The 19,111-nt window shown below is 69.5% G+C and carries 25 protein-coding genes; 15 read left to right on the top strand and 10 right to left on the bottom strand.

Annotated features, from left to right (window positions below):
* The 6 genes from ACOJSN_RS17710 to ACOJSN_RS17685 all read left to right on the top strand — a co-directional run.
* The coding region (locus ACOJSN_RS17710) for a terminase small subunit (RefSeq protein ID WP_420113811.1) at positions 1-410 on the top strand (410 nt) is incomplete at its 5' end.
* The gene (locus ACOJSN_RS17705) at positions 407-610 is read left to right on the top strand and encodes a hypothetical protein (protein ID WP_420113810.1); all 204 of its coding nucleotides are present in this window, start codon (positions 407-409) and stop codon (positions 608-610) included. The genes ACOJSN_RS17710 and ACOJSN_RS17705, both read left to right, overlap by 4 nt.
* Complete coding sequence (locus ACOJSN_RS17700; protein ID WP_420113809.1) at positions 607-855, top strand: hypothetical protein; 249 nt, start codon at positions 607-609, stop codon at positions 853-855. The genes ACOJSN_RS17705 and ACOJSN_RS17700 overlap by 4 nt, the downstream gene beginning before the upstream one ends.
* Positions 852-1,022, top strand: a complete 171-nt coding sequence (locus ACOJSN_RS17695; protein ID WP_420113808.1) for a hypothetical protein — start codon at positions 852-854, stop codon at positions 1,020-1,022. Before ACOJSN_RS17700 ends, ACOJSN_RS17695 begins: the two co-directional genes overlap by 4 nt.
* A gap of 283 nt (positions 1,023-1,305) precedes the next feature.
* Positions 1,306-2,454, top strand: a complete 1,149-nt coding sequence (locus tag ACOJSN_RS17690) for a phage major capsid protein (RefSeq protein WP_420113807.1) — start codon at positions 1,306-1,308, stop codon at positions 2,452-2,454.
* A 6-nt stretch (positions 2,455-2,460) separates the two neighbouring features.
* Positions 2,461-2,595, top strand: a complete 135-nt coding sequence (locus ACOJSN_RS17685) for a hypothetical protein (RefSeq protein ID WP_420113806.1) — start codon at positions 2,461-2,463, stop codon at positions 2,593-2,595.
* A 148-nt stretch (positions 2,596-2,743) separates the two neighbouring features.
* Here ACOJSN_RS17685 and ACOJSN_RS17680 read toward each other — a convergent pair whose 3' ends face one another.
* Genes ACOJSN_RS17680 through ACOJSN_RS17670 form a run of 3 tightly spaced genes read right to left on the bottom strand, consistent with a single transcriptional unit; the run spans position 2,744 to position 4,161 of the window.
* A complete protein-coding gene (locus ACOJSN_RS17680; protein WP_420113805.1) occupies positions 2,744-3,217 on the bottom strand; it encodes a hypothetical protein in 474 nt (157 codons plus the stop codon).
* Positions 3,218-3,264: 47 nt separating this feature from the next.
* Positions 3,265-3,978 carry a TIGR02391 family protein gene (locus ACOJSN_RS17675; protein WP_420113804.1) on the bottom strand — a complete coding sequence of 238 codons (714 nt, stop codon included), beginning with the start codon at positions 3,976-3,978 and terminating at the stop codon, positions 3,265-3,267.
* 48 nt (positions 3,979-4,026) lie between these two features.
* Positions 4,027-4,161 (bottom strand): hypothetical protein, encoded by a 135-nt coding sequence (locus tag ACOJSN_RS17670; protein WP_420113803.1) that lies wholly within the window; start codon positions 4,159-4,161, stop codon positions 4,027-4,029.
* A gap of 259 nt (positions 4,162-4,420) precedes the next feature.
* On the opposite strand from ACOJSN_RS17670, the gene ACOJSN_RS17665 reads away from it, so the two are divergent.
* A complete protein-coding gene (locus tag ACOJSN_RS17665) occupies positions 4,421-4,735 on the top strand; it encodes a hypothetical protein (RefSeq protein WP_420113802.1) in 315 nt (104 codons plus the stop codon).
* Between the two features lie 36 nt (positions 4,736-4,771).
* Here the strand turns inward: ACOJSN_RS17665 and msrA are convergent, their stop codons facing one another.
* The gene (msrA, locus tag ACOJSN_RS17660) at positions 4,772-5,473 is read right to left on the bottom strand and encodes a peptide-methionine (S)-S-oxide reductase MsrA (RefSeq protein ID WP_420113801.1); all 702 of its coding nucleotides are present in this window, start codon (positions 5,471-5,473) and stop codon (positions 4,772-4,774) included.
* Between the two features lie 114 nt (positions 5,474-5,587).
* Between msrA and ACOJSN_RS17655 the strand changes: the two genes are divergently transcribed.
* Together ACOJSN_RS17655 and ilvA are read left to right on the top strand one after the other, a co-directional pair.
* A complete protein-coding gene (locus ACOJSN_RS17655; RefSeq protein ID WP_420113800.1) occupies positions 5,588-6,793 on the top strand; it encodes an AI-2E family transporter in 1,206 nt (401 codons plus the stop codon).
* On the top strand, positions 6,778-7,992 hold the full coding sequence (gene ilvA, locus ACOJSN_RS17650) for a threonine ammonia-lyase (RefSeq protein WP_420113799.1): 1,215 nt from the start codon (positions 6,778-6,780) through the stop codon (positions 7,990-7,992). The genes ACOJSN_RS17655 and ilvA overlap by 16 nt, the downstream gene beginning before the upstream one ends.
* A 60-nt stretch (positions 7,993-8,052) precedes the next feature.
* Here the strand turns inward: ilvA and greA are convergent, their stop codons facing one another.
* Positions 8,053-8,538 (bottom strand): transcription elongation factor GreA, encoded by a 486-nt coding sequence (gene greA / locus ACOJSN_RS17645; protein ID WP_420113798.1) that lies wholly within the window; start codon positions 8,536-8,538, stop codon positions 8,053-8,055.
* Positions 8,539-8,818: 280 nt separating this feature from the next.
* On the opposite strand from greA, the gene ACOJSN_RS17640 reads away from it, so the two are divergent.
* On the top strand, positions 8,819-10,465 hold the full coding sequence (locus tag ACOJSN_RS17640; protein ID WP_420113797.1) for a hypothetical protein: 1,647 nt from the start codon (positions 8,819-8,821) through the stop codon (positions 10,463-10,465).
* Positions 10,466-10,474: 9 nt separating this feature from the next.
* Here the strand turns inward: ACOJSN_RS17640 and ACOJSN_RS17635 are convergent, their stop codons facing one another.
* Complete coding sequence (locus ACOJSN_RS17635) at positions 10,475-10,894, bottom strand: DUF4307 domain-containing protein (RefSeq protein WP_420113796.1); 420 nt, start codon at positions 10,892-10,894, stop codon at positions 10,475-10,477.
* Positions 10,895-11,005: 111 nt separating this feature from the next.
* Here ACOJSN_RS17635 and mca point away from each other — a divergent pair, with 111 nt between their 5' ends.
* From mca to ACOJSN_RS17620, 3 genes are read left to right on the top strand one after another with little or no spacing between them, the layout of a single operon-like run.
* Positions 11,006-11,857, top strand: coding sequence for a mycothiol conjugate amidase Mca (mca, locus tag ACOJSN_RS17630; RefSeq protein WP_420113813.1), 852 nt, complete (start codon positions 11,006-11,008; stop codon positions 11,855-11,857).
* Positions 11,854-12,153 (top strand): hypothetical protein, encoded by a 300-nt coding sequence (locus ACOJSN_RS17625; protein WP_420113795.1) that lies wholly within the window; start codon positions 11,854-11,856, stop codon positions 12,151-12,153. Before mca ends, ACOJSN_RS17625 begins: the two co-directional genes overlap by 4 nt.
* Complete coding sequence (locus ACOJSN_RS17620) at positions 12,150-12,953, top strand: nitrilase-related carbon-nitrogen hydrolase (RefSeq protein ID WP_420113794.1); 804 nt, start codon at positions 12,150-12,152, stop codon at positions 12,951-12,953. Before ACOJSN_RS17625 ends, ACOJSN_RS17620 begins: the two co-directional genes overlap by 4 nt.
* Positions 12,954-12,979: 26 nt before the next feature.
* Here ACOJSN_RS17620 and ACOJSN_RS17615 read toward each other — a convergent pair whose 3' ends face one another.
* Positions 12,980-13,861, bottom strand: a complete 882-nt coding sequence (locus tag ACOJSN_RS17615) for a PPK2 family polyphosphate kinase (RefSeq protein WP_420113793.1) — start codon at positions 13,859-13,861, stop codon at positions 12,980-12,982.
* Positions 13,862-13,897: 36 nt separating this feature from the next.
* Positions 13,898-14,647, bottom strand: a complete 750-nt coding sequence (gene trhA / locus ACOJSN_RS17610; RefSeq protein WP_420113792.1) for a PAQR family membrane homeostasis protein TrhA — start codon at positions 14,645-14,647, stop codon at positions 13,898-13,900.
* A gap of 129 nt (positions 14,648-14,776) precedes the next feature.
* On the opposite strand from trhA, the gene ACOJSN_RS17605 reads away from it, so the two are divergent.
* The gene (locus tag ACOJSN_RS17605; RefSeq protein ID WP_420113791.1) at positions 14,777-15,538 is read left to right on the top strand and encodes an isoprenyl transferase; all 762 of its coding nucleotides are present in this window, start codon (positions 14,777-14,779) and stop codon (positions 15,536-15,538) included.
* Between the two features lie 371 nt (positions 15,539-15,909).
* The gene (locus ACOJSN_RS17600; protein ID WP_420113812.1) at positions 15,910-17,253 is read left to right on the top strand and encodes a PhoH family protein; all 1,344 of its coding nucleotides are present in this window, start codon (positions 15,910-15,912) and stop codon (positions 17,251-17,253) included.
* 105 nt (positions 17,254-17,358) lie between these two features.
* Here ACOJSN_RS17600 and ACOJSN_RS17595 read toward each other — a convergent pair whose 3' ends face one another.
* Complete coding sequence (locus ACOJSN_RS17595; protein ID WP_420113790.1) at positions 17,359-18,045, bottom strand: hypothetical protein; 687 nt, start codon at positions 18,043-18,045, stop codon at positions 17,359-17,361.
* Positions 18,042-18,938, bottom strand: a complete 897-nt coding sequence (locus ACOJSN_RS17590) for an ATP-binding cassette domain-containing protein (protein WP_420113789.1) — start codon at positions 18,936-18,938, stop codon at positions 18,042-18,044. Before ACOJSN_RS17590 ends, ACOJSN_RS17595 begins: the two co-directional genes overlap by 4 nt.
* Positions 18,939-19,111: the final 173 nt, after the last annotated feature.

Raw genomic sequence — 19,111 nt, 5'->3', positions numbered from 1 at the left:
CGCATCCATGGGGTGACCCCCGCATCCACAGACCACCGCGAGGACATGACCTGACCACCACCAAGACCACCGCCGACCTGACCCACGACACCTACGAGGCGTCACTCGATGCTGCGCTGCCGACCGCTGGCCTGACCGCCGTCGACGCGGCCATGGTGCACGCGGTGCGGCAGATCGCCCGGACGCTGGACCGCGCTCAGGATCAGCTGGACCTGGGACTGATCAGCGCCGGCGAGCACGCGAAGGTGATGTACCTGACGCCGCACTTCGTGGCCGGGCTGCGCGAGCTGCTGATGACCCCGATGGCGCGGGCCACCGGGCGCAAGCCGAAGCAGCCCGAGCGGACGGGCCGTCTGCAGCAGGCTCGCAGGACCGAGCAGGAGCGGCACCTGGCGAGCGTGACCCCGTGACCGACACCGGACCGCGCACCGCGCAGCTGCTGGCCGAGGTGCCCGACCACGTCCTGTTCCCGGACGGGGCGAAGGCGAGCGGCATGGCCGACTGGTGCGGAGAGCGGGGGTTCTACCCATCCCTGCACGCCGTGGAGATGGAACGCCAGCGCCGCCGCGCGGTGCGGGCAACGACACCGAAGAAGGAGAGGAAGCCATGACCGACAACGACGATGCCCTGCACGACGCTCGCCGCCGCACGGTGCGGCTGGTGCTGGCCGTGAACGACGGCGACCAGCTGGCTGCTGTGACCGCGTTGCGCGACGCTGCCGCCGAGCCCGGCGGGGTGGCGCTGCTGCTGCAGGAGCTGGCGTACGCGGTGATCGCGAACGCGCAGCAGCTGGACCCGGACTGGGCCGACCAGTACCGCGACGGGCTCGCCCAGGACGCTCTGGAGCGGTCGTGAGGCTGCCCTGGGTGCCGCAGCCGCCCGCGCGGACGTCCCAGGACGATCCTGCCGAGCCGCCAGACGACCACACGGTGCCGGTCGAGCAGCCGGATGGGTCCGTTGTCTGGTGCGCGCCAGAGGCCGCCCAGCAGTGGGACCCGGCGGCGTGGCGCGCGCACCCGTAGAACGCATGTTCGAGGTAACCTTCAGGTGATTTCTGCGATCAGGCCCGCCGCCGCGCACCGCCCCTGTTCCTTCCTTTCCGGGGGCCAAGGCGGCGGCGGGCGATCGTAGGGGTTGCGGCCAGCGGTCATACCGAGGCCAAGGACGAGGAGCCCCACGGGGCCAAGTCTGAGGAGCCAGAGGGTCAACCCGTCCGCCGGAGAGCAGATGACCGAGGCGCGTTCTAGCGCCCGGCGTTCACACATCTACGCTCCCGGCACTGGCCGGGGCAGAAGGGGTTCCATCATGAACCTCAAGCAGCAGCGCGCTGCCGCTCTCAAGGCGGCGCAGGACCTGATCGCCAGCGTGAAGGCGGCAGGCCGTGAGTTCACCACCGCCGAGACCGGCCAGCTGAAGGGCTACCGCGACCAGATCACCGACCTGGACGCCCGCATCAAGTCCGACGAGCTCATGGGCGCCTTCCAGATGGGTGCCGGCGAGCGGCACGGCCAGGGTGACGTCAAGGAGGGCCGGCTCGACTTCGGCCACCTGACCGACGCCGCCGTCGCCGGGATGAAGGCGTACTCCGGTACGGCCAACCCGCTGCAGAAGGCGCTGGTGCCCGCCGGGGAGACCATCGTCCCCATCCCACTGGTCAACACCGACCCGATCCCGGGTGCGGTCGCGCTGGAGACGCCCCCGCGCCTGATCGACGTGCTGCCGGCGGCGATCCGCCCGGCCGCCGTCTACGACGTGCTGCGGCAGATCGTCGTGGCCGACTCCGGCGGCGCCGGTGTGGTGGCACCCGGCGCGACGAAGCCCACGAAGCGCCTCGGGCTGCGCAAGGACCAGGACCGCCTGCGCGTGGTCGCGGTCCTGTCCGAGCCGGTGGACAAGTACACCCTGGAGGACGTCAGCAACCTGCGCACCTGGGTCGCGGCTGAGCTGGGCGACGCGATCCAGACCGAGCTGGAGCAGCAGGTGCTGGTCGGCAACGGCACCGGTGACAACTTCACCGGACTGGCCAACGTGTCGGGCATCCAGACGCAGGCGTTCGCCACCGACCGGGTGACCACCATCGCGGCAGGGCTGGCGAAGCTGTCCAACATCGGCGTCGCGCCGTCGTTCATCGCGCTGTCGGCGGCGGACGCGCTGGCCCTGCAGACCACGCGCAACGCGTCGGGCGCGTTCGACCTGGGCGGGGCCATCGACCCGGCCGCATCGAAGGCGTGGGGCACCACGTTCGTGGTCGTGCCCGGGCTGGCCGCCGGCGACGGCTACGTGGTCGGTGGCGGCAGCGTCATGGTCAGCACCGACGGCAACGGCGTCAAGGTGGACTGGGGCACCCCCGGTGACACCTTCACCCGGAACCAGCTGGTGGCCCGCGTCGAGGGGCGCTTCAACCTCGACGTGCTCAAGGCGCACGGCATCGTGCGGCTGGACCTGGCCGCGTGATGCCCGATGGTCGCCACCCTGGCGCCCCGGTGCAGCACCGCACCGGCTGACGACGCCGACAGCTGGCCGGACGAGGCCATGCGTCAGTGGGCGGAGGACGAGGCAGCGTTGATGGCGCTCTACCTCACCGACGACGACTGACAACCGCAGCGGCCCATCACCCTCTCGCCGGGGGTGGTGGGCCGCTGTCATGTGTGATGGGCCGTCATGGGTGGGGGGCCGTCGACGCCACACGGCCCACTGACGGCGCTGTGGGCCGCACGAGCGGATCGCCGAGATCCCGACTCCCCTACCCGTTGCCGGTGCTCCGGCTCCACGGCCAGCGCCGCTGGAGATCTCGCGCCGTCACGAGCCTTGCCTTCTCTTCGGCAATTGACTTGAAGACTTTGCGAGCTTCCGCCTGCAGGCTCACTGTTGCTGACTTCGACGTCGACTTTGGCGGAGACGCAAACGCGCCAGACATTGCTGCCACAAGCTCCTCGCCCGCCTTCACAACGCCCGCTGTCGCACGGGGACTGGATTGCAGCAGCGACAGTGACGCGACGAGCGCGACCATATCGCCCTCGGTGCGCAGCGCGCCAAGAGCGGTGAAGGCGTTCCGCAGGTCGTCGCGGAACTGATCAGTCTCCCGATCCAAGGCGGCGATCTGATGGTTCAGCGACGCCACCTGCCATGCGCTTTGCCGCGCCTGCCGCGCCTGCCATGCTGCGAGGCCGGCAGCCGCGAAACTCAGTAGCACCCCGACCAGCGCGACAACATCCATAGGCTGAGACTAGACGGCCTTCTCAATGGTCTAGCCCCCGCGGTCTCTCATGCGCTCTCAACCACTTCGGCCTCGTCTACCCAGCGGGCAAGCAGGCTCAGCGCAGCCAAGGCCTCAAGCGATTCCGCTTCGCCCATCTGGTGCTCGTCTGCCGTGACGTGATTGAGCGGGTTCCGCACCGCCGCGAAGAGCCCCTTGCCGAAGTTCATTGGCCCAACGTGCATGTCGTTGAACAGGTCAAGGTTCTCTGCGCCGACACGCCGCAGCCGGGGCTTCCCGGGCTTCGGGTCTTCAACACTGAAGACCTCTTGCAGCAGCTTGCCCTCGCCGACGTCCTTCCGGCCTACCTTCTGCTGGATGCGGGAGTTGAGGTTGATTGCCGCCGCCCAGATCGCCGCTCCGTGGTTCCCGCTCGTCCAATGCGGCTCGGCGGCGTGCCACACCCATGGGTGCATGGAGTCGGCCGCTATGCGCGGTGCTAGCGTCTGCTGGCCAAGGCGCGACCTCACCTCGACGCCGTCCGTGATCTCCCACATCATACGGCGGATTTCGTCTTCGCCTATGTAGTTTCTTGATCGGAACGGCTCCACATAGAGCACCCGGCTGATCTCCCATGCGACGTTGTTAATCGCAGACCGTTCCTCGACGGAGCCGCGAGGTCGCGTTTTGCGGTTGTGGCGCACCTGCCCTGCCGGGAGCGGCACGCGCTCGTGGAGTGTCAGCCACTTACCGAGCTGTTCCAGAGCCCACTCTTCGTCCATGTCCGGAGCGTAGAGCCCGACCGGGTGGGTCGGCCGGGCTCCGCAGTCTCACTTGCCCTTCTTCTTCGTCTGCGACAGCGCGGACGCTGCGACCGACTTGCTCTTCGCGCTCGTCCGGCCATCACGCAGGATGCTGCTGGCCTTCTGTGCGACCTTGCTGCTCGTCTGCTTCTTGTTTGCCACCGGGGCGGTACCTCCCTCCCCAACCGCCTGCGCTGTGCCCGAACCTTCCCCGGATCTGCACCGCTGCCAGCACCGGACCTCACCCCAGCGCGTCGCCGCTATCGACAGACCTCGCGGCGGGCGGTTGCGCACCGGAGGGGCGAGCCTCCTTGAACGCGCCTCGTCCAGAGTGACCCACGCGCGCGTTCTACTCCGGCAGCGACACGCCGTCAATGTGATCTTGGGCACTAACATTGGCTCCGGCTGGCATTCTCTTGGGATGCCCTACTTAGCAACCCTGACACTCGACTACACGGGCCAGCAGCCCAACGAGTACACCCGGCTCCTCAACGCGCTCTGCCAGTGCGGTTGGGACTACGTGGAGACCTCGGCCCTCGTGTTCGAGGGCGAGGATCTCGATGGGGTGCGCCTTGCGCTCGAAGTGCTCGCGCGCTCCGTCGAATCGCCAGGGATGCTCTCTTCGCTCAACGTGCAGGTCGTGTTTATGGGGGCTCCTCGACAGCCGCCTGCTGCGCGCAACCACAACCGCGCGCTGCCGAACCTTCTGCGCCACGCGCTGCCTTCGGCGCAGTGAAGGCTTGCGTGCCGCGCACGCACATGGTCGGCGAGGCTAGTCCAGCTTGATCGCGTTCACCTGCGGCACAGCCCAGCCTGCCAGCTGCTCAGCCGAAAGGGCAGGCATCTGACACCCGTTGGGCCCGTGGTTGCAGTAGCCGCCGGGATTCTTGTGCAGGTACTGCTGGTGGTAGTCCTCGGCGTAGTAGAACGGGCCGGCCTCGTCCGCGGACCGAAGCTCGGTGGTGATGTCGCCGAAGCCGTGCTCGTGCACGACGGCGTTGAACGCCTCCCGGCTCGCCCGCACCACGGTCTCGTCCTCGGGTGAGGTCCAGTAGATCGCGCTGCGGTACTGGGTGCCGATGTCGTTGCCCTGGCGGTTCGGTGTGGTGGGGTCGTGGTTCTCCCAGAACGCCTTGAGCAGGTGCTCCACGTCGGTCACCGCCGGGTCGTAGACGACCTGCACCGCCTCGGTGTGGCCGGTGCGGCCCGTGCACGTCTCCTCGTAGGTCGGATTCGGGGAGTAACCACCCATGTACCCGACGGCGGTGCTCACCACGCCGGGGAGGCGCCAGAAGATGCGCTCGGCGCCCCAGAAGCAGCCCATCGCCACGTACAGCACGCGGCTGCCTTCGGGCCACGGCCCCTCCAGAGCGCTGCCGAGCACCTCGTGGGTGGTCGGCACCGAGAAGGGACGCTCGGGGTGGCCGGGGAGCGCCTGCTCGCGGGTCACCATGCTGGTCGTGCGGCCGAACATCGCTGCGTCATCCTCCTCCTCGCCGCCGGGTGCGGCGCCACCTGGCACAACGCGAGCCGTGCTGCACCTGTTCCCGCCGCGGACACAGCGCCGGCGTGACTTAGAGTGCCGTGCATGGGTTGGCTGACCAGGAGGCGTTCACGCGAGGTGGTCGTGGTGCGGGACACCTCACCGCTGACCACCCGACCGGCGGACTCGGTGGTGCGCGACGACCCGCCACGTTCCGCCGTCCCCGATGCTGTGCGCGCCGCCTCGGAATGGTCGTGGCGCGGCCTGCTGATCTTCATCGGTGCCGCTGTCCTGGCGGCGGGCGTGGTGTGGCTGAAGACGGTCGTGGTGCCGGTGCTGGTGGCCACCCTGCTCGCCTCGCTGCTGATGCCCGCGGTCGCCTGGCTGCACGCGCGCTGGCGCTTCCCCCGCGTGCTGGCCGTCCTCACCACGCTGGTCGGGGTGGTGGCCGTGGTCGGTGGTCTGGTGACGCTCGCCGGCAGCTCGATCGTCGACGGCTTCCCGGCGCTGCGCGACCGCGCGATCGCAGGCTTCGAGGATGCGCTCGAGTGGCTGAGCGCCGGTCCGCTCAACCTCGACCAGGAGACCCTCACCGAGTGGGTCGACCAGGTCCAGGGGCAGCTCAGCGCGAACGCCGACACCATCATCAGTGGCGCGCTCTCGATCACCTCCTCGGCCGGACACATCGCGGCCGGCGCTCTCATCGCGCTCTTCTGCCTCTTCTTCTTCCTGCTCGAGGGTCGCCGGATCTGGTCGTGGGTCGTGGGCCTGTTCCCACGCACGGCACGGACCCGGGTCGACGGCGCAGGGTTGCGTTCGTGGATCAGCCTCGGCTCCTACGCCCGCACCCAGATCCTGGTCGCGTTCGTGGACGGCATCGGCATCGGACTCGCCGCCTGGGCGCTCGGCGTCCCGCTCCCGATCCCACTGGGGATCCTGGTCTTCGTCGGTGCGTTCATCCCGATCATCGGTGCCCTGGTGACCGGGACCGTGGCCGTGGCCGTGGCCCTGGTCGACGGCGGTGTGCTCACCGCGGTGCTCATGCTCGTGGCCGTGCTCGTGGTCCAGCAGGTCGAGGGCAACCTGTTGCAGCCGCTCCTGATGAGTGCCGCGCTCAAGCTGCACCCGGTGGCGGTGCTCCTCGCTGTGGCCACCGGCACCCTGGTCGGCGGGATCGTCGGGGCGCTGTTCGCGGTGCCGCTCATCGCCGTCGCGAACACCGCCGTCAAGTACCTCAACGGCAAGGACCCCATACCCGACCGACTCAAGGACGAGTTCGAGGAGCTGACGAAACGGTGGCAGGAGACCTGACGCTCGACAGCGTGCGCGAGGCTGCGGCGGCCCTGGCCGGCGTCGTCTCCCGTACCCCGGTCGAGGAGACCGCAGCGCTGTCGCGGCTCGCCGGTACCCGAGTGGTGCTCAAGTGCGAGAACCTTCAGCGGGGCGGATCGTTCAAGATCCGGGGCGCCTACCTGCGCATGTCCCGGCTGAGCCCCGATGAGCAGGCGCGCGGGGTCGTGGCCGCCAGCGCGGGCAACCACGCCCAGGGCGTGGCGCTGGCGGCGGCAGCGCTCGGGATCGACGCGGTGGTCTACATGCCCGTCGGTGCGGCGCTGCCGAAGATCGCCGCGACCAAGGGGTCTGGCGCGAACGTGCGGATGCACGGCACCACGGTCGACGAGGCGCTCGTCGAGGCCCGCGCCGAGGCGGAGCGAACCGGGCGCACCGTGATCCACCCGTTCGATCACCTCGACATCGTGACCGGTCAGGCGACGCTCGGGCTGGAGATCGCCGAGCAGGTGCCGGACGTGCGGACCGTGATCGTCCCGACCGGAGGCGGCGGTCTGCTGGCCGGCGTCGCGACCGCCCTCCACGGGGCGCTGGGCGATCACGTGAAGGTGGTCGGCGTCCAGGCCGAGGGTGCCGCAGCCTATCCGGAGTCGCTCCTCCAGGGACACCCGGTCGCGCTCGGCCAGATGCAGACGATGGCTGATGGCATCGCGATCGGCTGCCCCGGCGAGGTCCCGCTGGCGATCGTCGCCCGCGAGGCGGACCACGTGGAGACGGTGAGCGAGGAGGAGCTCTCCCGTGCGCTGCTGCTGCTGACCGAGCGGGCGAAACTGGTGGTCGAGCCGTCGGGGGCAGCCGGTGTCGCGGCGCTGCTCAACCACCCCGGTGGGTGGGAGGGGCCGGTCGTGATCGTGCTCTCCGGCGGGAACGTCGACCCGCTGGTGCTGATGCGCGTGCTGCAGCACGGGCTGGTCGCTGCCGGGCGCTACCTGCAGGTCAAGGTCCGCACCAAGGACACTCCCGGTCATCTGGCTCGGCTGCTCGCTGATCTCGCGACGCAGAGCGCCAACGTGCTCAACGTCGGGCACGTGCGGACCGACGCGACCCTCGCCGTCGACGAGGTCGACATCGCTGTGGAGATCGAGACCCGAGGCGCGGACCACTGTGCCGCCGTGGTCGAGAGCCTGCACGCCGCCGGCTACCACGTGGTGCCGGGTTGAGGCAGGACGACGGACGCCCGGCGCCCGCGAGGGGCACCGGGCGTCGAGAGGCCGGTCGCCTCAGCCGTGGAAGGGCGTGGCCTTCGTGATCTTCACCTTGACCTTCGCACCCGACGGCGCGGCGTACTCCACCGTGTCGCCCGCCTTCTTGCCGAGGATCGCGGTGCCCAGCGGAGAGTTGGCCGAGTAGACGTCGAGGTCGGTGTCGCCGGCAACCTCGCGGGAGCCGAGCAGGAATGTCATCTTCTCGCCGCCCACGGTCGCGTCCACGACCATGCCGGGCTCCACGATGCCGTCGTCGGCCGGCGCCTCGCCCACCTGCGCGCTCCGCAGCAGGTCGTCGAGCTGGCGGATGCGGGCCTCCTGCTTCGCCTGCTCCTCGCGGGCGGCGTGGTAGCCGCCGTTCTCCTTGAGGTCGCCCTCCTCGCGGGCCGCCTCGATCTTGTCCGCGATCTCGGCGCGCCCCACGGCGGTCAGGTGGTCGTACTCAGCCTTCAGCCGGTCGTAGCTCTCCTGGGTGAGCCAGGTCGTCGTCGTCTCGGACACGCGGGGACTCCTTGCTTGCTTCGTGGCCCGGTCCACACGGCTTGCGGACCTATGGCGACACCCGCCGGCAATCAGCTCCGCGCCGATCCGACCATGACGTCGGACCAAGCGCTCAGGCTCTCGCCAAGCGGGTGAATGCGACAGTTTAGCAATGCTGGGGTCTTCCGGACGAATGGCGCGCCGAAAGCGATAGTCTGCGGCTGCACGCGGCCCTCCCGGGCGGCACACGGCGTAGGACAGACCGGTCCGATACGGACGCAGGGAAGGGGCGCGCACAGCGATGACGGCTACTCCTCCGCACGAGCCGCCGCAGCAGGCGCCGGTCCAGGGGCAGCAGCAGCCCGACCCGCAGTGGCAGCAGCCCGCTGCGCCGCAGTGGCAGGGCGGCCCGCAGTGGCAGCAGCCTCAGCAGCAGGGCGGCCAGCACCAGGCCTGGCAGCAGCACCAGTACGTGCCGCAGCCCGCCACCGGTCAGTACGGGTACCAGTACGGCGAGATGCCGCAGTACCCCACGGCGCAGTTCCCGCCACCCTCGAGGCCCCCTCAGCGGGGTCTGCCGGCGTGGATGTGGGTGCTCGTCGCGGTGCTGGTGGTCGCGGTCGTGACGGTGTTCACGCTCCCCGCGGTCCTGGACCGGAACCCGACCGGTGATCCGACCGACCCGGACTCCCAGACGCAGCCGCCCGACGATGGCTACGGCGAACCCAACACGGCCTCCTCCGGCACGTTCACCGGTGCGCACATGATCGCCGGCATGAACGCAGCTCTGCTCGGGCGCGATCGCGGCGCCTTCTTCCGATTCGTGGACGGAGACGCTGCGTCCCAGCTGAACCTGTGGTGGGACAACATGGAGGAGCTCGAGTGGTCGATGGGCGCGATCTCGGTCGCTCCCGGCCAGCTCGACAGCTACAACGACGACACGATCACCCTTCGCGTCACGCTCGGTGGCGTCACCGCAGGCTCGCCCACGATCCCCGAGAACAGCGATCACCCCGACAGCGGGCTGGCGTACGCGCCCAGCAACATCTACAGCGCCACGATCCGGGTCACCGACGATGGCGAGAGCGGCGTCATCACCGACTGGGAGGTCGTCGGCACGGCTGCGCCCTGGGACCTGCAGCCGCTCTACGCAGTGGTCAGCGAGAACTCGGTGATGGCCGGCTACGCCGACGAGAGCGAGCTGATCGATCGGATCGCGCCTCTGGGGGACACCGGCGCTGCCTGGGTCATCGAGACCTTCGAACGTGAGACCGGCGTGGCGAACGCGCAGCGCTTCACCACCTTCGTCACCGAGGACGCAGGGCGGTTCAACGACTGGTTCATCGGCGAGACCGAGGGGTGGGTGGCCGACCGCGCCGGCACGATGTTCCCGCAGCGGCGGCCGTACCCGGGCACCGAGGTGGCGGCGGCGATCGCCGTCGGCGGCCCGAGCACCAACGCCGGTGGCGTGCTGACGATCGGCCCGAACGGGCTGCTCTACGGTCCGGAGGACACGCTGGACACGATCGTCCACGAGTTCGTCCACGCCATGCACACCACGAACGTGCCCCAGCAGTCCTGGCCGGGTTCACCGGTCATGGAGGGGTGGGCGGTCTACAACGAGGGCCTGTTCACCGGTGAGGGCGAGTTCGCCCGTGCTGGCACCTACGTGGGTCGCATGGTGCGCATGTGCATGGACGAGAACCCCTTCGGAGGCGAGTTCCCCACGCAGGAGGACTTCACTCCCGTGGAGACGGTCCACTGTGCCTACATGCTCAGCGGCTCGATGTACGCCTACGCGGCCTCGCTCGGGGTCAACGTCTACGAGGCAGCCGACTACGCGTTGCTGAACGGCGACAGCCTGCCGGAGGCCGTGACCGACATGGGCGGACCGGTGCTCGAAGCCGGGGCCTGGTGGAGCTGGCTGGAGAGCACCTACGGGTCCTGACGCGGCGCGTCAGAGCAGCCGGCAGGAGCGCACCATCGCGATCGTGGCGGGCTCGCTGGTCGCCATCGTCAGGTGGACTCGGCTCACTTGGGTCTCGGCGGGCTCGACCTCGACATCGAGGATGCCGACCTGGCCGAAGCCGCTGCCGACCGCCTCGAGCGTGCACACGGCGGTCCTGCCGATCGGCCTGGTGACCTCCAGGACCAGCTCCACGTGGCTGTCGTCGCCGGCGGTGAAGGCGCCGACCTCACCCTCGGCCCGCGGCTGGAGCATGCCCCAGGAGACCCAGCCCAGCCCGACGGCGGCGATCACGGCGACGACGATCGCGACGACCGGCATCCGCCGGCGCGTGCGCGCGGGTGCCTCGCCGTAGCGTCCGGCTGGCCGCAGGCGTTCACCTGTCGACTCGGCGGCGGGTGAGGGTGGCATCACGTGTCATCCTTGGAGAAGACGAAAGGGACCGGTCCAGCTCCGGCTGCGTACCAGTCTGGCACCTGCTTCGACGACGGAGGTTCCGTGGCTGAGCCCACGCTGCGCTTGATGGCTGTGCACGCGCACCCGGATGACGAGTCCAGCAAGGGTGCCGCAACGATGGCGCGCTACGCGGCCGAGGGGGTAGAGGTCCTCGTCGTCACGTGCACAGGCGGTGAGCGCGGTGACGTGCTGAACCCGAAGCTCGCCGATGATCCCGAGGTCAAGCGTGACCTGCCCGGCCTGCGGCGCCGCGAGATGGCCGCGGCCGCTGCTGCGCTCGGTGTGCAGCAGCGCTGGCTGGGTTACGTCGACTCCGGGCTCCCCGAGGGCGACCCGCTGCCGGACCTGCCTCCGGGATGCTTCGCGCTGGAGCCGCTGGAGCAGGCCGCCGAGGCGCTCGTGCGCGTGGTGCGGGAGTTCCGGCCGCACGTGATGACCACGTACAACGAGGAGGGCGGGTACCCGCACCCCGACCACATCATGTGCCACAAGGTGTCGGTCGCCGCCTTCGACGCCGCGGGCGACGCCGCCAGGTTCCCCAACGCCGGGCCCGCGTGGGAGCCGCTCAAGCTGTACTACGACCACGGCTTCTCACGCTCCCGCGTGCGTGCGGTGCACGAGGCGCTGCTGGCTCGCCGGGAGCCGTCGCCGTTCGAGCCGTGGCTCGAGCGGTGGAGCGATGCCGATGCCGAGCGTGAGGTGACCACGCGCATCGAGTGCTCCGACTACTTCGATCAGCGAGATCGTGCACTGCTGGCACACGCGACCCAGATCGACCCTGACGGCTTCTTCTTCGCCGTTCCGCGCGACCTTGAGCGGGCTGTGTGGTCGGTCGAGGAGTTCGAGCTCGCGCGGAGCAGGGTTGAGACCCAGATCCCTGAGACCGATTTGTTCGCCGGGGTGCGGGACGCCCAATGATCGTCGCCGACCAGCAGATTCCCGATGACGTCACCGTCACCCCGGGGCTCGAAGGGTTCCTCACCTTCTTTGCGCTCGCGGTCATCGTGGTGCTGCTGGTGCTCAGCATGAGCCGGCACCTGCGCCGCGTGGACACGCGGGCCGCGCAGGAAGAGGCCGACGAGGCCGACCGGCGTGCCGCCGAGAGCGCTGCCTCCGAAAAGTCAGACAATTCCGACGGCGGCGAAGCGGCCTCGGAAGGGCCCCTCACCGACATCGCGGGCGAGCCGGGCGAATCGGGGCGAACGCAGCCATGACCGACCTGCGCGTCGCCGTCGGGCAGTATGCCGCGACCGACGACCCCGAGGCCAGCACCGCGACCGCGGTGCGGCTGGTGGAGCAGGCTGCAGCCGCAGGCGCCCAGTTGGTGCTGCTGCCCGAGTATGCGCTGGCCTGGGCGCCGCGGCTGCGGCCGGCGCTCGGTGACGGCCACGCCGAGTTCGCCGACGCGCTCGCTGCGGCCGCGGTGGCGCACGAGGTGTCGATCGTGGTCGGCACGCTGGAACCGGAAGGTGAGCGGCTCCGGAACGTCGCGATCGCGCTCGGCGCGGACGGCCGCCGGCGCGGCGCTTACACCAAGGTTCACCTCTTCGACGCGTTCGGCGTGCGGGAATCCGAGGTCCTCGATGCGGGAGATCCGCACCAGGAGCCCGTGGTCGTCGACGTCGCCGGCTGGCAGGTGGGCCTGGCCACCTGCTACGACCTGCGCTTCCCCGAGACCTTCCGCCGGTTGGTCGACGCGGGTGCGGAGGTGTTCGCGGTCGGGGCAGCCTGGGCGGCCGGCACCGGCAAGGTCGATCAGCTCGAGGTGCTCGCCCGCGCTCGTGCGCTCGAGAACACCAGCTACCTGCTGCTGGCCAGCCAGAACGGTGAGGGACGCAGTGGCCACAGCGCAGCGATCGGCCCGTTGGGCGAGGTGCTGGCGACCGCCGACGACGAGCCCGAGCTGTTGATCGCTGACCTGTCCAGGGCTCGCCTGGACGAGACCCGGACCACGGTGCCGTCGCTACGCCACCGCCGCTACGCCGTCGCCCCGGCGCCCCCGCCCCCGACCTGACGCCGAGAGCTGCTCGGGGCGGGGGATCAGGCGCGCGAGGTCTCGGCGAGCCGCTCGAGCTCGACCTTCGGGTCGAAGTCCGCCTCGGGCCATGCCAGGTCGAGGTCGGTGAGGGCGCCGTAGAGCAGCTCGGTGACCGCGAGCCGGGCGTACCACTTGCGGTCGGCGGGGATCACGTACCAGGGCGCCTCCTCCGTGGAGGTACGCGTGAGCATCTCGCTGTACGCGGCCTGGTAGTCGTCCCACCGTTCACGGACGTCGATGTCGCCGGGGTTGTACTTCCACCACTTGTCGGGGCGCTCCAGACGCTCCTTCAGCCGCTCGCCCTGCTCGGCGTGCGAGACCATCATCGCGACCTTGATGAGCGTGGTGCCGCCGCTGACGATCTCGTGGTCGAAGTCGACCAGTTCGTCGTAGCGGGTGGCGTTGACGTCAGGCGGCTCGAGCTCGTCGACCTTGACCACGAGCACCTGTTCGTAGTGCGAGCGGTCGAAAACGCCGATCTTGCCGGGCGGCGGCAGCTGCTTGCGGATCCGCCAGAGGTGGTGGTGCGAGGCTTCCTCGGCGGTCGGCACCCCGAACGAGGCCAACGCGACGCCCTGCGGGTCGACCATCCCGATCACGTGGCGCACGATGCCGCCCTTGCCGGCGGTGTCGATGCCCTGCAGGAGCAACAGCACCGAGTGGGTTCCGTCGGACTTGCCATCCGCGAACAGGCGTTCCTGCAGATCCGAGAGCTCGTCGCCGCGCTTGCGCATGAAGGCCGCAGCCGATGTCTTGTCGCCGTCCCAGCCCGGTGTGCCGCCGCGGTCGAAGGAGGCAAGGTCAAAGTCCGGGCCAACCCTGAGCAGGTCGGCCACATCCCCGGTCCAGCCGGCAGTCTTCTTCGACTTCTTCTTCTTGCCCATGGGCCGAGAGCCTAGTGGTGCCACACCACTGGAGGGTCAGCGCAGCGAGAGGGCGGCGATCCCGACGGCGATGCCGTGACAGACGTAGCCGATCATCGTTCCGACGTGGAAGATCTCGTGGAACCCGAACCAGCGCGGAGCCGGGTTCGGTCGCTTGAGTCCGTACACGAGCGCCCCGAGCGTGTATGCGAGCCCGCCGGCGATCACCAGCCACATGATGCCTGGGCCGCCGGTACGCCCGAACGCGGGCAGGAACCACACCGCCACCCAGCCGAGGGCCACGTAGATCGGCACGTACAGCCAGCGCGGCGCGCCGAGCCACAGCACCCGCATGAGGATGCCCGCGATCGCCCCCGCCCACACGATGATCAGCAGCAGACGCGCGGTGCTTGCAGGGAGCAGCAGCGTGGCCAGCGGGGTGTAGGTGCCGGCGATCACGAGGAAGATGTTCGAGTGGTCGAGCCGCCGCAGCACCGCGGCCACGCGGCCGCTCCACGTGCCGCGGTGGTACACGGCGCTGGTGCCGAACAGCAGCACGGTCGTGACCGCGAACACCGCCACGCTCAGCCGCGGGGCACCGGCAGGTGTCAGCGCGACGAGCACGATGCCGTACGCGAGCGCGAGCGGCGCGAGCCCGGCGTGAATCCAGCCACGCAGGCGCGGCTTGATCGTGTCGGCGACGTTCCCGACGGCGTCCCGCACGTTCGTGCCCACCTCGCGCAGGGTCTCGGTCACCTCGGAGGTGGCCGGACTCCCGCCGTGGGGTTCGGGGTGGCTGCGGGCCATGGGGTGCTCCAGGTCGGGTGACGGCTCGGTTGAACCTACGCAAGCGTAACTTACGCAGACGTAAGTGGCGATTGCCTCCACGCGCGATAGTTTGGGCGCCGGTGGCCGTAGGGACGTGAGAGGGGCGCCGTGAAGAGTCCGGTCAGCTTCATCTACGGCTTGTACGAGCGTCAGATCATCGCGGGTCTGAACGGGAACCTCCCGGGCCACGTGGGATTGATGCTCGACGGCAATCGCCGCTGGGCCCGCTCCGTGGGGCTCGAGACCTCGGCCGGGCACCGCGCCGGCGCCGACAAGATCGCCGACTTGCTCACCTGGTGCGAGGAGGTCGGGATCGACCTCGTCACGCTGTGGCTGCTCTCGACCGACAACCTGCGGCGCGAGCCGGAGCAGGTCAGCCAGCTGCTGGAGATCATCGCCGAGGCTGTGGAGACGCTCGCGGCGACGCGTCGCTGGCGCCTGCGGGTGGTGGGGGAGCTCGACCTGCTGCCCGAGTCGATCGTGACGCGGTTGCACGCGGCCGAGGCGGCCACCGCCGATGTCGAGGGCGTGCACGTCAACTGCGCGATCGGCTACGGCGGCCGTGATGAGATCGCGGGCGCGGTCCGGTCCCTGCTCAAGGAGCAGGCCAAGGCGGGCGTCTCGCTCGAGGACCTCGCCGACGCGATCACGGTGGAGCACATCGCCGAGCACCTCTACACCCGCGGTCAACCCGACCCCGATCTCGTGATCCGCACCTCCGGCGAGCAGCGCATCGGCGGCTTCCTGCTGTGGCAGAGCGTGCACTCGGAGTTCTACTTCTGCGAGGCCTACTGGCCCGCCTTCCGCAAGGTCGACTTCATCCGTGCCCTACGCGACTACGCCGCCAGGGAGCGCCGCCTCGGCCGCTGACCCCCGAACCCCGATTTCACTGACGAAACGTCACCGCCGGAAGAGCGTTGAGAGTGCCGTGGGGGCGGAAGAGCGTTGAAAGCGGAAGGGGCGGAGGTTGCGGCCAGGTGAACTCTTCATCTCCGGGCGTGCCGCTGCGCGGTTCGGCGTGCTCGGAGTCGTAGCGTGATGGGCATCGGGAGACAACACGTCACTCGTCGGGAGGCAGCGTGGAGCATCGCTCACATGCGGGGCACAGCACTCGAGCTGGCCACGGGCTGCCACCCGCCTCACCTGCGGCGCTCGCCGGTGTCGGCGACCGCCGACCTGGATAGGAGCAGTCCTTGAACACTCCGCACCCTGCAGTTGCGTCCGAGACGTCACAGCTCCCGATCACGGGAACGTCAGGTGCGGAGGATGCGCCTGACGGACGGCGCACGTTCGTGCTCGACACCTCGGTCCTGCTCTCTGACCCCAAAGCACTGATGCGGTTCGCCGAGCACGACGTGGTCTTGCCCGTGGTCGTGGTCACCGAGCTCGAGGCAAAGCGGCACCACCCGGAGCTCGGGTACTTCGCGCGCAGCGCGCTGCGGTCGCTCGACGACATGCGTCAGCAGCACGGCCACCTCGATCGCCCGGTCCCGGTGGGGGTCAACGGTGGCACGGTCCGGGTGGAGCTCAACCACTCCGACCCGAGCGTGCTCCCCTCGGGTCTGCGGCTGGGCGACAACGACACCCGGATTCTCTCGGTGGCGGCGAACCTCCGCGCCGAGGGGCACGCCGTGACCGTGGTGAGCAAGGACCTCCCGATGCGGGTGAAGGCATCGGCGGTCGGGCTCCCGGCAGAGGAGTACCGGGCGCAGCTCGCGATCGACTCCGGCTGGCAGGGGATGGCGGAGGCGGAGATCGCCGAGCACGAGATGGCGCAGCTGTGGAGCGACGAGCGGCTCCCGATCGTCGACATCGCGGCAGCCGACGCGCTGCGCGACCTCCCGTGCCACACGGGGCTCGTGCTGCACTCGCCGCGAGGCTCGGCACTCGGCCGCGTCACCGCGGACAAGCAGGTGCAGCTCGTGCGCGGCGATCGGGACATCTTCGGGATGCACGGCCGCAGCGCCGAGCAGCGGATCGCGATCGACCTGCTGCTGGACAACGAGATCGGCATCGTGTCGCTGGGAGGGCGAGCCGGGACGGGGAAGTCCGCTCTCGCCCTCTGCGCCGGCTTGGAGGCCGTGCTGGAGCGGAACGAGCACCGCAAGATCATGGTGTTCCGTCCGCTCTACGCGGTCGGCGGCCAGGATCTCGGCTACCTGCCCGGGTCCGAGGCCGAGAAGATGAACCCGTGGGCGCAGGCCGTCTTCGACACGCTGAGCGCCGTGGTCTCCCGCGAGGTCGTCGAGGAGGTCATGGACCGCAACATGCTCGAGGTGCTGCCGCTCACGCACATCCGGGGCCGCTCGTTGCACGACGCGTTCGTGATCGTGGACGAGGCGCAGTCGCTCGAGCGCAACGTGCTGCTCACGGTCCTCTCGCGGATCGGGCAGGACTCGCGTGTGGTGCTCACGCACGACGTCGCGCAGCGGGACAACCTGCCAGTGGGCCGGCACGACGGCGTCGCCGCGGTCATCGAGGCCCTCAAGGGTCACCCGTTGTTTGCTCACGTCACGCTCACCCGCTCCGAGCGCTCGCCGGTGGCCGCGCTCGTGACCGAGCTGCTCGAGGGCGCCGACCTGTAAGTCCACCGCCGAACGCGCGGTAGGTGCCCCTCCCACACGTTGAACGCGCGGTTGCTGTCGCTCTGAAGCTGAGAGCGGCAGCAACCGCGCGTTCGGTGGTGGGAACTACGGCTGGGTACGGCGGAGCACGAAGTAGTTCGAGACCCCGACGACGGCGATGAGCACCGCGCCGAGTCCGGCGAGGGTGAGCGGTCCGGCGCCGCCGAGGAACTCCCCGACGGCGGGCCATGACTCGGTCCTCGTGATGACGAACACCGCGGCCAGCAGTGCGATCACGACCGCCGCGATCGCGGCCCACAGCCCGAGCACGCGGAAGCGCTTGTAGATCGTGGCGAATGCCAGACCGGTGGTGAAGGCCAGCATCGCGATGACGAGATAGGCCAGGAACGCGACTGCGACATTGCCGCCACCGAAGTCGTCGAGGAAGTAGATCCAGCCGTTCATGCCCCATCCGCCGGTGGCGCGCTCGATCAGTCCCAGCACCACGAATACAGCGGCGAGCGTGGCACTGGCCAGCAATCCGGTCAGCATGGTGCCGAGGAAGAACTCCCGCCGGGTGATGCTCATCGCCTGCGAGAACGGGAAGGTCCGCGTCTGGGCCATCACACCCACCGACAGGAAGTACCAGAGCGGGGCCTGCCCGGCGCCGGCGACCTTGATCCCATCGCTCGGGATCAACGCGAAGATCGTCAGTGTCACCGCGAAGGCGCCACCGAGGATGATCAGCGGCAGGGTCACGAAGGTGAGCCTGACGAGCAGGTGCATGCGGACGACGTCGAGGATACGGCTCATCGTGCTGCTCCGTTCGTGGTGAGGTGGGCGTGCTGAGTCATGCGCACCACGAGCTGTTGCAGCGACACCGGCTCGGTGTCGAGGCCGGCCTGGCGGAGCGACTGCCTGTCGCTCTTGCTCAGTGGGCCGAGCACGGTGGCGGCGAGCGTCTGACCGAGGCTGTCGGTGTGGATCACCTCGCGCCCGGCTGTGAACGCCTCGACGGCGGATCGTGCGCCGGTGATCGTGGTGGCCCGTCCGCGCAGGCTCTCGGCGTCGGTGTCGACGATGATGCGGCCGTCGTCGATGACCACGACGTCCTCGATGAGGTGCGCGATCTCGTCGATCAGGTGGCTGGACAGCACGATGGTCCGGGGGTGCTCGGCGTAGTCGGCGAGCAGCCGGTCGTAGAAGACTTGGCGTGCCACGGCGTCGAGCCCGAGATAGGGCTCGTCGAAGAAGGTGATGTCGGCCCGGGAAGCGATGCCGATGATCACACCGACCGCCGAGAGCTGGCCCCGGGAGAGTTTCTTGATCGTCCGGTTCATCGGAAGCCGGAACTCCTCGATGAGCGACTCGGCGAGCGGCTGATCCCAGTTCGCGAAGAACATCCGGGCTGCCGCGAACGCGTGGTGCGGCTTGGACTCGTCCTGATACTGCTGGCTCTCACGCACGAAGCACATGCGCGAGAGCACGCCGGCGTTCTCGTAGGGCTGGCTGCCGAAGACCTTCACGGTGCCGCTGGTGGCGAAGTTCTGAGCGGTGATGATCGACATCAGCGTGGTCTTGCCGGCACCGTTGCGGCCGAGCAGGCCGGTGATGGTGTTCTCGGCGAAGTTCACGCTGACGTCGTCGAGCGCGAGCGTCTCGCGGTACCGCTTGGTGAGGTGGTCGACCTCGATGACTGCTGTCATGATCTGGTCCCTTGGTCTGGTGGGGTGGTGGTGCGTTCGCGGATGAGGTCGGCGACGTCGGTGGGTGCGAGGCCGATCGCGCGTGCCTCGGCGAGCAGGGGATCGAGGAAGCGGTCGGCGAAGCTGGTACGCCGCTCGGCGAGGAGGGCCTCGCGAGCGCCGGCGGCGACGAA

This window comes from Pseudactinotalea sp. (genome assembly GCF_048594945.1).
Taxonomy (GTDB): Bacteria; Actinomycetota; Actinomycetes; order Actinomycetales; family Beutenbergiaceae; genus Pseudactinotalea.
This window is presented reverse-complemented; position numbering and strand designations above follow the sequence as displayed.

Excerpts from the sequence above, each read along its gene's own strand:
- ACOJSN_RS17615 (WP_420113793.1), bottom strand. The coding sequence starts at position 13,861 with ATGGGCAAGAAGAAGAAGTCGAAGAAGACTGCCGGCTGGACCGGGGAT.
- ACOJSN_RS17665 (WP_420113802.1), top strand. The coding sequence starts at position 4,421 with ATGCCCTACTTAGCAACCCTGACACTCGACTACACGGGCCAGCAGCCC.
- trhA (WP_420113792.1), bottom strand. The coding sequence starts at position 14,647 with ATGGCCCGCAGCCACCCCGAACCCCACGGCGGGAGTCCGGCCACCTCC.
- ACOJSN_RS17590 (WP_420113789.1), bottom strand. The coding sequence starts at position 18,938 with ATGACAGCAGTCATCGAGGTCGACCACCTCACCAAGCGGTACCGCGAG.
- ACOJSN_RS17690 (WP_420113807.1), top strand. The coding sequence starts at position 1,306 with ATGAACCTCAAGCAGCAGCGCGCTGCCGCTCTCAAGGCGGCGCAGGAC.
- ACOJSN_RS17595 (WP_420113790.1), bottom strand. The coding sequence starts at position 18,045 with ATGAGCCGTATCCTCGACGTCGTCCGCATGCACCTGCTCGTCAGGCTC.
- msrA (WP_420113801.1), bottom strand. The coding sequence starts at position 5,473 with ATGTTCGGCCGCACGACCAGCATGGTGACCCGCGAGCAGGCGCTCCCC.
- ACOJSN_RS17680 (WP_420113805.1), bottom strand. The coding sequence starts at position 3,217 with ATGGATGTTGTCGCGCTGGTCGGGGTGCTACTGAGTTTCGCGGCTGCC.
- mca (WP_420113813.1), top strand. The coding sequence starts at position 11,006 with ATGGCTGTGCACGCGCACCCGGATGACGAGTCCAGCAAGGGTGCCGCA.
- ACOJSN_RS17640 (WP_420113797.1), top strand. The coding sequence starts at position 8,819 with ATGACGGCTACTCCTCCGCACGAGCCGCCGCAGCAGGCGCCGGTCCAG.
- ACOJSN_RS17675 (WP_420113804.1), bottom strand. The coding sequence starts at position 3,978 with ATGGACGAAGAGTGGGCTCTGGAACAGCTCGGTAAGTGGCTGACACTC.
- ACOJSN_RS17625 (WP_420113795.1), top strand. The coding sequence starts at position 11,854 with ATGATCGTCGCCGACCAGCAGATTCCCGATGACGTCACCGTCACCCCG.
- ACOJSN_RS17700 (WP_420113809.1), top strand. The coding sequence starts at position 607 with ATGACCGACAACGACGATGCCCTGCACGACGCTCGCCGCCGCACGGTG.
- ACOJSN_RS17685 (WP_420113806.1), top strand. The coding sequence starts at position 2,461 with ATGGTCGCCACCCTGGCGCCCCGGTGCAGCACCGCACCGGCTGACGAC.
- ACOJSN_RS17620 (WP_420113794.1), top strand. The coding sequence starts at position 12,150 with ATGACCGACCTGCGCGTCGCCGTCGGGCAGTATGCCGCGACCGACGAC.
- ACOJSN_RS17655 (WP_420113800.1), top strand. The coding sequence starts at position 5,588 with ATGGGTTGGCTGACCAGGAGGCGTTCACGCGAGGTGGTCGTGGTGCGG.
- ACOJSN_RS17635 (WP_420113796.1), bottom strand. The coding sequence starts at position 10,894 with ATGCCACCCTCACCCGCCGCCGAGTCGACAGGTGAACGCCTGCGGCCA.